Source organism: Aeromicrobium sp. Leaf272 (assembly GCF_001422865.1).
In the GTDB taxonomy this organism is placed as follows: domain Bacteria; phylum Actinomycetota; class Actinomycetes; order Propionibacteriales; family Nocardioidaceae; genus Aeromicrobium.
Map to the genome: position 1 here is coordinate 470733 of NZ_LMMY01000009.1, position 11432 is coordinate 482164.

The 11432-nt window shown below is 72.4% G+C and carries 10 protein-coding genes, 1 pseudogene and 1 riboswitch; of the genes and pseudogenes, 3 read left to right on the forward strand and 8 right to left on the reverse strand.

The window, feature by feature from the left end:
• Window positions 1–191: 191 nt before the first annotated feature.
• From ASF38_RS03910 to ASF38_RS17405, 6 genes are all read right to left on the reverse strand, one after another.
• Window positions 192–1805 carry an ABC transporter ATP-binding protein gene (locus ASF38_RS03910; protein WP_056574173.1) on the reverse strand — a complete coding sequence of 538 codons (1614 nt, stop codon included), beginning with the start codon at window positions 1803–1805 and terminating at the stop codon, window positions 192–194.
• Window positions 1789–2934 carry an energy-coupling factor transporter transmembrane protein EcfT gene (locus tag ASF38_RS03915; protein ID WP_056573763.1) on the reverse strand — a complete coding sequence of 382 codons (1146 nt, stop codon included), beginning with the start codon at window positions 2932–2934 and terminating at the stop codon, window positions 1789–1791. The genes ASF38_RS03910 and ASF38_RS03915 overlap by 17 nt, the downstream gene beginning before the upstream one ends.
• Before the next feature lie 22 nt (window positions 2935–2956).
• Window positions 2957–3775: an LPXTG cell wall anchor domain-containing protein gene (locus ASF38_RS03920; protein ID WP_056573765.1), complete on the reverse strand. Its 819-nt coding sequence runs from the start codon at window positions 3773–3775 to the stop codon at window positions 2957–2959.
• Window positions 3772–5358 (reverse strand): hypothetical protein, encoded by a 1587-nt coding sequence (locus ASF38_RS03925; RefSeq protein WP_056573769.1) that lies wholly within the window; start codon window positions 5356–5358, stop codon window positions 3772–3774. The genes ASF38_RS03920 and ASF38_RS03925 overlap by 4 nt, the downstream gene beginning before the upstream one ends.
• A gap of 85 nt (window positions 5359–5443) precedes the next feature.
• Window positions 5444–5513, reverse strand: a riboswitch (cobalamin riboswitch).
• Between the two features lie 95 nt (window positions 5514–5608).
• Complete coding sequence (rraA, locus tag ASF38_RS03930; protein WP_056573773.1) at window positions 5609–6097, reverse strand: ribonuclease E activity regulator RraA; 489 nt, start codon at window positions 6095–6097, stop codon at window positions 5609–5611.
• 86 nt (window positions 6098–6183) lie between these two features.
• Window positions 6184–6336: a hypothetical protein gene (locus tag ASF38_RS17405; RefSeq protein WP_156366770.1), complete on the reverse strand. Its 153-nt coding sequence runs from the start codon at window positions 6334–6336 to the stop codon at window positions 6184–6186.
• Window positions 6337–6432: 96 nt separating this feature from the next.
• On the opposite strand from ASF38_RS17405, the gene ASF38_RS03935 reads away from it, so the two are divergent.
• The 3 genes from ASF38_RS03935 to ASF38_RS03945 all read left to right on the forward strand — a co-directional run bounded on the left by ASF38_RS03935 (window position 6433) and on the right by ASF38_RS03945 (window position 9569).
• Window positions 6433–7128, forward strand: coding sequence for a metal-dependent transcriptional regulator (locus ASF38_RS03935; protein WP_056573775.1), 696 nt, complete (start codon window positions 6433–6435; stop codon window positions 7126–7128).
• A 90-nt stretch (window positions 7129–7218) separates the two neighbouring features.
• Window positions 7219–9120, forward strand: coding sequence for an acyl-CoA dehydrogenase (locus ASF38_RS03940; RefSeq protein ID WP_056556489.1), 1902 nt, complete (start codon window positions 7219–7221; stop codon window positions 9118–9120).
• A complete protein-coding gene (locus ASF38_RS03945) occupies window positions 9117–9569 on the forward strand; it encodes a hypothetical protein (protein WP_056573778.1) in 453 nt (150 codons plus the stop codon). Before ASF38_RS03940 ends, ASF38_RS03945 begins: the two co-directional genes overlap by 4 nt.
• Window positions 9570–9600: 31 nt before the next feature.
• Here ASF38_RS03945 and ASF38_RS19625 read toward each other — a convergent pair whose 3' ends face one another.
• Together ASF38_RS19625 and ASF38_RS19630 are read right to left on the reverse strand one after the other, a co-directional pair.
• Window positions 9601–10386 carry a hypothetical protein gene (locus tag ASF38_RS19625; protein ID WP_200914391.1) on the reverse strand — a complete coding sequence of 262 codons (786 nt, stop codon included), beginning with the start codon at window positions 10384–10386 and terminating at the stop codon, window positions 9601–9603.
• Window positions 10387–10400: 14 nt separating this feature from the next.
• Window positions 10401–10907, reverse strand: a pseudogene (locus ASF38_RS19630) (hypothetical protein); the annotation flags it as partial.
• Between the last annotated feature and the right edge of the window lie 525 nt (window positions 10908–11432).

Below are 11432 nucleotides of genomic sequence, written 5' to 3' on the forward strand. Positions count from 1 at the left end.
GCGACGCGACGCCGAGCACGAGCGCCGAGCGCAGGCCCAGCCGCGCCGTCATCGTCGACCCCTGTCCCGGGCCGACGCGTGGCCGCACCCATCGGTGGATCCGCAACCGCAGCCGCGGCGCTGGGGTTGAGGATCCACCGATGCGGGGCCCCGTGCGGTCCTGAGGTTGAGGATCCACCGATGGGGGGAGGTCATGGGAGGGCTCCCTCGACGTCGGCGACGGTGAGCCAGTCCGACCCCAGGACCTTGGAGACCTGGGGGGCGAAGGCGGGCGACTCGGCCAGGACCTTGGACACGCCTCCGGCCGAGACCACCTCGCCCTCGGCGAGGACGACGACCGCGTCGGCCACCTGGGCGACGAACTCCACGTCGTGGGTCGACACCACGACGCCGCGACCCTCGGCCGCCTGGGCGTGCAGGATCGCCGCCAGCTGCGCCTTCGCGGCGTAGTCGAGGCCGCGCGTCGGCTCGTCGAGCAGCAGCACGCGGGGCGACGTCGTGAGCACGATGGCCAGCACGAGGGCGAGCCGCTGGCCCTCGGACAGGTCGCGAGGATGGTGGGCCCCGGCGATGCCCGGTGCGAGCCGGTCGAGCAGTCCGCGGCAGCGCCCCGGCTCGGCGTCCGCGTGGGTGTCGGCCGCCGCGCACTCGTCGTCGACGGTCTCGAGGTACAGCAGGTCCGATGCGGTCTGGGGCACGAGCCCCACCAGCGCACGGGCGGCCGCCGGCGACAGTCCGGCCGGGTCGAGCCCGTCCGCCCCGACGGCCACGGAGCCGCTCGCACGCTTCAGGCCGCCCTGCAACGCCCACAGCAGCGACGACTTGCCCGACCCGTTGCGACCCATGAGCGCGACCACCTGGCCGGGGTCGACCGTCAGGTCCACGCCGCTGACCGCGCGGTGCCGGCGGTAGTCGACCGAGATGTCGCGCGCCCGCAGCACCGGGGGTCCCGTCTGGGCCGACGGCGTCCTGGTCGGCGCGCCCGCGAGGCGAGGACGCAGGTCGCCGGCCCGACGCCGCGCGTCGCGGACGGTGAGCGGAAGCGGCTCCCACCCGACGAGCCTGCCCAGCTCCACCAGTGGCGGCGCGACGGGACTCTCGCGCAGCAGGTCGGCCGGCTCGCCGTCGCGCACCCGACCACCCTCGACCACGACGAGGCGGTCGGCGAAGGGGATCACCCGCTCCATCCGGTGCTCGGCCACCACCACCCCGAGCCCGACGTCGGCCACGAGCCGGGCGACCGTGGCCAGCACGTCCTCGGCAGCCGTGGGGTCGAGCGCCGACGTCGGCTCGTCGAGCACCAGCATCCTGGGGTGCATCGTGAGCACGGCGCCGATCGCGACCCGCTGCTGCTGGCCGCCCGACAGCGTGCGCAGCGCACGACGTCGGAGGTCGGCGATGCCCAGCAGGTCGAGCGTCTCCTCCACCCGACGCCGCATGGTCTGCGGGTCGAGGCCGAGCTGCTCCATGCCGTAGGCCAGCTCGTCCTCCACGACGTCGCTCACGAAGCCCGACAGCGGGTCCTGCGGGACGTACCCGACGAGGTGGGCCAGCTCGCGCGGTGGTGTGCCGACGATGGACGTGCCGTCCACGCGCACGTCGCCCTCGAGCAGACCGCCGCTGAAGTGCGGGACGAGGCCGTTGAACAGGCCGAGCAGCGTCGACTTGCCCGACCCCGTGCGTCCGCACACCAGGTGCAGCTCGCCGTCGGGCAGCACCAGGCCGACGTCGCGCAGGGTCGGCTCCGCCGTCCCGGTCCCTGCGGCGTCGTCGTAGGAGAAGGTCACGTCACGCAGCTCGAGCACGGTCCACCTCCTCGGCGTCGCGCCCCGGGCCACCGGCGCGCTCGGCACCGCCGGCGACGTCGGGCGCCGGCGGCGGGGTGAGGAAGGCCGGGAGCACACCGACCAGCAGCACGAGCACGAGCGGGACGCCGATGGTGGGCCACCGCTCGAGGTCGGGGACCACCACGTACGGGTCGAGGTCGAAGGCGCGGTCGACCCCGACGGCGACCACGACGCCGCACAGCGCCGTGAGGACCTCGGGCCGACGCCACCGGTCGGGCCGGTAGCGGGTGCGCTGCACGCGCCGGCCGGCCGACCACAGCGCAGCGGCGGCGAGCAGGACCCCGAGCACGAGCACCGGCCCGGCGAGCAGACGGGGCGCGGTTCCGTCGAGGTAGGCGTACGCGCCGACGCAGAGCGCGCCGAGCCCGGTGAGCATGAGCACCCCGGTCAGGAGCCGCTCCCGCGGGGTCGCCGTGCCCGACCGCCCGTAGCCGCGCGCGTCCATCCCGGCCGCCAGGGTCATCGACCGCTCCAGGGCGTCCTCCAGCACCGGCACGACCACGCGCCGGAGCCGGCCGACTCCCTTGCCGGCGTCGCCCCGCAGTCGACGCGCACGGTTGACCCGCTGCACGCTCTCGGCGAGCTGCGGGAAGACCGACAGGGCCACGACCACGGCGGTGCCGACCTCGTAGAACGCGGGGGGCACGGCGGCGAGGAGGCGACGAGGGTTCGCCAGGGAGTTCGCGGCTCCCACGCACAGGATGATCACGGCCAGCCGCATGCCGTCGTAGAGCGCACCGAGCAGCGCCGTCGACGTCACGTCGCCCAGGAGCTGGATGCCGCGGGCCGCGTCGGGCAGCGGGATCTCGGGCAGGTGCAGCACGATCGTGTCGCCCTCCAGCGCACCTCCGCCGAACAGGATCCGGTACACGACCCTCAGCACCACGACGAACAGCGCGAAGTACACGTAGAACCGGAACGACATCGCCCACGGCGCCTCGCTGCGACGGGCCATCACCACCAGGACCACCACCGCCGCGATCAACGCGAGCACCAGCGGGTTGAGGGTGAACGACGCCGCCGCGGCGAGACCGAGCGCCCAGAGCCACCAGGCTCCGGGATGCAGGTCACGAGCGGGAGCGGTCATCGCCGTTCCGCGGCAGGGCAGGTCAGGGCGCGCTTCCCCTCCGCCGCCACGCGACGATCCCGGCGGCACCGAGCAGCACCAGCACGGCCGCGACACCGACCAGCGTCGGCCACGGCGACCCGGCGTCGGCCGACGTCGCGAGGGTCTCGTCGTCGGATGTCGTGCCGTCGTTGCCTCCGGCTCCGTCGGAGGGCGTGGCGGCGCTCGCCTCGCGCTCCTCCTCGGCCTTCTGCTCAGCCTTCTTCTCCGCCGTCTCCTTGGCCTTGGCCTTGGCGCTGGCGGAGGCCTCCGCGGACGGGACCGCCGACGTCGGCGCAGCCGTGGGCGCCTTCTGCGTGGGCCGGCTCGACGGCTTCGGAGCCGGGGCCGCGGCCGCCTTGCCCACCGGGGAGACCCCGGGCTGGGCCCTGCCGCTCTGGCCCTGCCAGCTCCAGGCGACCCAGCCGCCCTTCGGCACGGAGACGCCGCCGACGCCGGCCGTCGCGTAGCTCCAGCTGCCGTTGCCGCTGGAGACCCAGAGCGACCAGTACGCGTCGGGCGGCGAGGCCTGCACGCACCCGGCGTTGGCCGGCTTCGTGTTGACCTGGCAGACGAAGCCCTGCTGACGGGCGGCGTAGCGGAGGGAGACGCCTGCGGCGTCGAACGCGGAGGTGGCCTTGCGACCACCGCCGGGGACACACGTCGTGGAGGCACCCCCACCCAGCTGGTGGTAGTCGACGACCACGGTCACGCCGTCACCCTTGGCGCAGGCCGCAGCCTGCGCGGGTGCGGCGAGGACGACCGCACCGGTCGCCGTCCCGAGGAGGACGGCGACCAGCGCGGCGAGGAGTCGCCTGGTCACTTGACGACGGTGAACGACGCGATGCCCTGGCGCGTGTTCACGATGCCGCGGACGTAGACGTTCTTCTTGCCGGTCGACGAGCCGACCGGGAACGTGTAGTCGATCGTGCCGTCGGCGCGGGCGTTGACGTTCTCCAGGATGTACTTCCCGCCGTAGCCGATGCGGACGGGCTCGCGGGAGGCCAGGCCACGGGCGGACACCCGGATCCTGCCGTTGCGCTTGACCGTCTTGACGTTCGTCGTCGCGACGAACCGCTTGGTGGTCGTCAGGACCCGCAGCGAGGCCTCGCCCTGGCGGGCGTCGCGCTCGCCGTACACATACACGGGGCGCACGCCCGGCGACGGGGCGGTCGCCGAGATCGTGGCGACGCCGTCCGCGTCCGCCTTGCCGGCCCTGGCGATCGAGCCGTCCACCGAGTAGACGCAGTAGCGCTCGCCGTTGGCGAGCCCGGTGGCCGTGAGAGTCACCGGCGCGCCGGCGGCGACGTAGCCGCTGGGGGCGGTGACGGTGAACGTCGCCTTGGGCCGCGGGGTCGGGTCGTCATAGGACTGCAGCGCGGTGATCGCCGGAGCGGTGGCGCGACGCCACTGGTCCGCGGTCTCGACCTCGATGCCGTCGTCCTCGGCCGTCGCGATGGCGGCGTCGTCGTAGCCGACGGCGCCGAACTGGCCGTCGAGCTCCGTGCCGCACGCGCTGTAGGCCGTGACCTGGCGCTGCGCGATCCATGCAGCGGCGTCGGCAGCGGCCTGCTCCTCGCCGAGCTTCTCGAGCGCCACGGCGGCGACCGCGGTGCTGTTGGTGTTGGCGGTCTCGGTGCCGGGTCCGCCGGCGAAGGCGCCGGTGCTCGCGTCCTGCTGGCCGCTCAGCCACGCCTCGGCCTCGTCGAGCGCCGTGTCCACGGCCTGGGTGCCGCGCTGAGGGAGCAGCGCGTCGACCGCGATCGCGGTCGAGTCGGTCTGGGCGTCGTCGCCCGAGCAGGACGTGTCGGTGGCGGTGAAGTCCAGGCGGAACCCGCCGTCGGCGCACTGCTGCTGCAGCAGGAAGGCCGTGGCCGAAGCCGCCTCGCCGGACCCGGCGGCGTGGAGGCCCTTGACGGCGAAGGCCTGGCCGAACACGTTCGCGAAGTTGCCGAAGGCCGACTCGTCGGCCAGGCGACCCGTGCCGTCGACACGGGCCTCGGTGGCCGCCACCAGGTCGGTGCCGCCGAAGTCGGCGGTGTTGCGGTCGGCGGCCTGCACGGCCACGAGCGCCTTGGCCGTGGAGCCGGCGTAGCTCTCCCCGCCGGTGCCGATGTAGCTGCCGAGGTCGTCGGCGAGGGCGTCGGCGATGTCGGCGACCTTCGCGTTGTACCCGCCGACGGCGTCGAGGGCGAGGAGGGTGTCGAGGGTCAGGCCCCAGTCGACGAAGTCGAACTGCTCGTTGTAGAGCACGCCGTCGACGACCTGGCCCGACAGCCAGTCGGCCGCGTTGACCGTCTGCGGGGTGCGCGACGTGTCGGCCTGGGCGGCCGGGACGGCGAGGAGGCCGGCACCGAGGGCGGTGGCGGCGGTCGCGACGAGGCCGCGACGCAGGGACTTCTTCATGGGGTCCTCACCCGCTGCAAAGGCATGAGGATCCCGAGGGGACCCGCTGCGACCACGACAGCGTGATTGGTCAGGCGCCCGATGCGGCGTTCCGGCTCCCCTCGCGGAGCGAGGGCTACGGTTGCGGGTCAGCGCCGGATTCGGACCGGCTTCCCCGCACTCGGGCACGTGGAGTTGTGTGTCGAGTGACAGGCGGACCGTATCACTCGCACCAGCCCTGCGTCCCGGCGTCGCAGGTGCGACGAGGGTCTCAGACGAGGGGCTCGTCGGCCACGACCACGCCGTTGGCGTCGGCGTAGACCCACTGGCCGGACCGGATCGTCGCGCCGCCGAAGGTCACCGCGACGCCCACGTCGCCGAGGCCGCGCTTCTCGGTCCGGACGGGGCACGGGGCGATCGCCTGGACGCCCAGGTCGAGGTCCCGCAGGATCTCGACGTCGCGCACGGCGCCGTGGATGACCAGCCCGGACCACCCGTTCTCGACGAAGCGGGCGGCGATCACGTCGCCGAGGAGGGCGCGGCGCAGCGATCCACCGCCGTCGACGACGAGGACGCGGCCGTCGCCCGGCTCGTCCGCGAGGCGCTTGACGTGCGAGTTGTCCTCGAAGCAGGCCACCGTCTCGACGGCGCCGCTGAACGCCTCACGGCCACCGAAGCCGCGCAGCAGACCCGGCTGGACGACCATCAGCCGATCCGGGTGGTGGGTGTCGCAGAGGTCGGGCGTGGTCCAACTGGTCATGGGTCCTCCATCGGTCGACTCAGCAGGACGCTACGCGTGCGCCGCGGCCGACGCCCGGCCACGACGTACGCAACGCACTCAACGCCTCAGGAGACGGCGGAACCGATCGCCAGGAACGCGACGAAGGCAGCCACGAAGAGGACCGTGCGGAGCAGCCCGGTGCGCAGCAGGCGCGACTCGACGGCCGTGAGCCGGCGGGGTGCCGGACGGCTGGAGCCGGAGTGCGCGATGTTCGCCATGCCTCAGACACTACCAGGCATGAGACAACATGGAAGTTCGGTCAACCGAACTTTCGCGGCGCCCGTCCTGCGGCTGTCCGCCGATACCCTGGACGTGTGCCCGACGCCCCCTCCACCTCGACCCAGGCCCCCTCGGCGCTGTCCTCCTCGATGCAGGACTACCTCAAGGTCATCTGGACGAGCCAGGAGTGGGACGACACCCCCATCTCCTCCAAGGCACTGGCCGACCGCTTCGGCGTGACGCCCTCGACGGTCTCCGAGGCACTCAAGAAGCTCGCCGCCCAGGGGCTCGTCGACCACCGGCGCTACGGGGCGGTCACCCTCACGGCGTCGGGTCGGACGGCCGCGCTCGCGATGGTCCGCCGCCACCGGCTCGTCGAGACGTTCCTCGTCGAGTACCTCGGCTACGCGTGGGACGAGGTGCACGACGAGGCCGAGGTGCTGGAGCACGCCGTGAGCGACGACTTCGTCGAGCGGCTCGCGGAGCGGCTCGGCCACCCCGAGTTCGACCCCCACGGCGACCCCATCCCGACGGCCGACGGCCGACTGCCCGCGCTCGACGCACGCCGGCTGGTCGACGTCGAGGCACCCGCCGACCTCGTCGTGGTGCGCGTCTCCGACGACGACCCGGCCCTGCTGCGCCACCTCGTCGAGCTCGGGCTCGTCCTCGGGGTCCGTGTGCACCTGGTGGAGCGGCACGACTTCGCGGGCACCCTGGCGGTCCGGATCGACGGTCGCACGCTCGACGTCGGGCACGTGGCCGCGGCGGCGATCTTCGTCTCGGCCGCCTGAGACCCGCTGCACGGCACCACCCGGCGTCCTGGCCGACCGACCTCGCGCGGACCGCTGCGGCGGAAGCGACCCACGAGTAGCGTTTCGTCCATGAGCCTGTCCGAAGAAGTCCGCATCGCCCTCGACGGCAAGTGGCGCCACGTGCGCGAGCAGTCCCGCAGGGAGCTCGCCGAGATGGACCTGGCGTACGACCTCGACCTCGACATCGACGCCGCTCGCGAGCGGACGCTGCGCCAGCTCGAGGGCCTCGTCGACACCGGCGTCCCCGCAGCCGGCTTCCGCACCGAGCACGGCGGCGGTGGCGATCCGGGCATGGCCGTCACCGGCATCGAGATGCTCGCCCAGTTCGACCTCTCGCTCATGGTGAAGGCCGGCGTGCAGTGGGGACTGTTCGGCGGCGCGGTCGAGAACCTCGGCACCGAGCGCCATCGCGACCTCATCCCGCGGCTCATCTCGCTCGACCTCGTGGGCTGCTACGCCATGACCGAGATCGGCCACGGCAGCAACGTGCAGCACCTCGAGACCACGGCCACCTTCGACGCGGACACGCAGGAGTTCGTCGTCGACTCCCCCACGCCGTCGGCCACGAAGGACTACATCGGCAACGCCGCCGCCCACGCCACCGTCGCCGCGGTGTACGCCCAGCTGGTCACCCGGGGTGAGAACCACGGCGTGCACTGCTTCATCGTGCCGATCCGCGACGAGAAGGGGCAGACCTGCGACGGCGTCGAGATCGGCGACGACCGCCACAAGGGTGGTCTCGGTGGCGTCGACAACGGCCGTCTCTCCTTCCACCAGGTGCGGATCCCGCGCGAGAACCTGCTCAACAAGTACGGCGACGTGGCCGAGGACGGTACCTACTCCTCGCCCATCGAGGACGTGAACCGACGGTTCTTCACGATGCTCGGCACGCTCGTGCGCGGGCGGATCAGCGTCGGCGGGTCGGCGCTCGCCGCCGCCGAGGTGGCCCTCAGCATCGCCGGACGCTACGCCCTGGAGCGGCGCCAGTTCGGCCAGGACGGCGAGCCCGAGGTGCTGCTGGCGGACTACCGCGTGCACCAGCGCCGCCTGCTGCCGCTCATCGCCCGTTCGTACGCCTACCGGTTCGCCCAGAACCAGCAGGTCTCGCGCATGGACCGGCTGCAGCGCTCGACGGAGCCCGACCTGCAGGAGCAGCGCGAGCTCGAGGGCCGCGCCGCCGGCCTCAAGGCGATCATGACCTGGCACGCGTCGCGGGCGATCAACGAGTCGCGCGAGATGTGCGGCGGCGCCGGCTACCTCGCCGAGAACCGCCTCACGGTGCTGCGCGGCGACATCGACGTGTTCACCACCTTCGAGGGCGACAACCACGTGATGCTCCAGCTGCTCAGCAAGGAGCTGCTCACGTCGTACGCGAAGGAGGTCGGTGGGCTCGACGCGGTCGGCATGGTGCGGTTCGTGGCCGAGACCGTCGCCGAGACGGTCCGCGAGCGGACGGCCGCGAGCCAGCTCATCCAGCGGCTCATCGACGCCGCGCCCACCGGTGGCGACGCCCACGACCTGCTCGACCGCGGCACGCAGCTGAGCCTGTTCGAGGACCGTGAGCAGCACCTGATCGAGACCGCCGCACGACGGCTGCAGCGAGCCGCCAAGGCCGAGGGCGACGAGGCCTTCCGCATCTTCAACGAGGCGCAGGACCACCTGATCCGGTGCGGACGGGCGCACGTGGACCGGGTGGTGCTCGAGGCGTTCACCGCCGGCATCGCGCGCTGCGAGGACCCCGACGCCGCCGACCTGCTGCGCAAGGTCTGCACGTTGTACGCGCTGAGCGTCATCGAGGACGACCTCGCCTGGTTCATGGCCCACAACCGGATCTCCGACCAGCGCGCCAAGGCCGTGACCCAGCTGCTCAACGAGCAGCTCGCCGAGCTCCGCCCGCACCTGCTGACCCTCATCGAGGGCCTGGGCGTGCCGGAGGAGACGCTCGGCGCCGCGATGCTGCTCAAGCAGTGACCCCTCGACGCCTCGGCGGCGCCGTCGCCGCGACGGTCCTCCTCGCCACGTCGACGTCCGGATGCACCTCCCCGGACGTCGACGTCGAGGGCGTCGCGCGCTGGCAGGACCGCACCGACGACGCGTTCCGGTCCGCCCTCGAGGCCGTCGGTCCGCGGATCGCGCTGTCACCGGACGACGAGCTGGCCGGCCTGGCGGACACGCAGCGGTGCGACCCCGACGACCTGAGCCGGGTCCGGCACCGGGTCGACGCGAGGCTCGAGCTCTCCGAGCCGGCACCGCCCGACCTCGCCGACCGGGTCCGGGACGCCGTACCCGCCGAGTACGAGGTGGAGGTCGGGATCAGTCCCGACTCCGTGCTGCTCGGCGTGGTCAGTGGCTGCATCGACGTGCCGAAGATCCAGGGCGTCGACGTGTTCCTGGAGGGCCGCTACCGCGTCGACCCCTGACGCTCGGACCTGGGCGCTCGGCGGTGGGACGTCAGACCACGAAGGCGATCGCCAGCACCATCGGCAGGCTGACCAGTGACGCGATGCTGGTGACCACCGTCATCGACTTCAGGGCGCCCTGGGTGGTCAGGCCGAGCAACGACTTGAACATCCAGAAGAAGTTGGAGTTCACCGTCAGCGCGAACATCGCACCGGAGGCGATCGCGAGGCCGATGGCGATCGGTGCCACCTCGATGGAGGTGAGCACCGGGCCGATGATGCCCGCGGCGGTGATGGCGGCGACCGAGACCGAGCCGATGGCCAGGTGCAGGACGGCGGCGATGAACCAGGCGAGCAGGACGCTCGTGACGACGGCCGCGCCCTCGCTGGCCGAGAACAGCCCGGCGAGCGTGGCGTCGAGACCGGTGGCCTCGATGACGGCGCCGAGCGAGCCGCCGATGCCGGTGATCAGCAGGATCTCACCCGTCGTGTGGAAGCCGGTCTTGAGCGCCTTGTCGGTCCGCTCGGTGCCCGCGGCCGCGCGGGCGAGGACGTAGGCACCGAGCAGTCCCACGAAGAGGGCGACGTTGGCGTTGCCGATGAAGGCGATGAACGCGTTGGAGAAGTCGAGCAGCTCCGCGAACGCACCGAAGGCGATCATCACGAGCGGCACGAGGATCGGCAGCAGCGACGTGAACAGCGGCACCTCGACGTCGTGGAGCGTGTCACGCTCGCCCGGGCCGGTGCCGGCGGTGTTCTGCTCGACGCCGTCGTCGTAGTCGAGCGGGTCGTCCTCCGCCTCGTCGGCCTCGGGCTTCCACCAGCCGGCCCGCAGCATCAGCCCGAACAGGNGTCGAGGAGTCCCGCGATCGAGACCGCCGCGAGCCCGGGGATCACGAAGACGTAGCCGGCGAAGATGCCGGTGCCGATCGCGCCGGCGAGGTGCGCGAGCCCGCGCGGTCCGATGTGCGGGGCCGAGGAGCGCGCGATGGGCGCGGCGAGCACGACCTGGACGTCGACGTAGATGGACGGGAAGACGGTGGAGAGCGCTCCGGTGAGGGCATAGGGCAGACGCTTCGCGCCCACGACCTTGAGCAGCGCGTGCACGAGCTTGCGGAAGGTGCCGAGCGAGTGCAGCAACGCCCCGATGAGCACGCCGAAGCCGATGAGCAGACCCACCTCGGCCATGATCGAGCCGAAGCCCTCGGTGATCGCCGTGATCGTGTCCGCGAACCCGACCCCGGCGGCGAGGCCGAGGTAGAGCGAGGCGATCACCAGCGAGATCACCGGATCGACCTTCACCCAGATGATCAGCCCGACGACCAGCACGATGGCGATGGCTGTGTGGACGACCTCCACGTCGATCCCCCCTCGTTCGATGTGGGCCTCACCCTAGGCGACGTCGGCGTGGACGTCGGGCTGCGACTGCGTCGGCGCGCTGGTCTCGGCAGGTCCTCCCCCGACTGCGTTGCTTCAGCCGAGCGCTCGACTGCGGCTGCGCCACCTCGGCTGAGCGCTCGCCTGCGGCTGCGTCGCTGTGGCTCCGAGTCGGGGTGGGCTCCGAAATGGGCCTCGACCGGAGCGGTGGGACTGGTCCCGGTTGGGTCTGCGGGGCGCGGCCACGATTCTTCATCTGTGCGGGATTCACGCACGATTCTTCCTTCGCGTGGACCGTGCCTCGCGAATGGAGAATCGTGGCGCCGACATGGCGCTCTGGAGGGCAGTGATTCTCCTTCTGCGTGGAACGGTCCGCGCAAAGGGAGAATCCCTGCCCACCCGGCGCAAGAGAGGCCCGCGGTGGACGCAGAATTCTGCCTTCGCGTGCAGAACCCCGAGCGATGATGCGTTCACGACGGGATCCGACCACGAACGCAGCATCCTTCG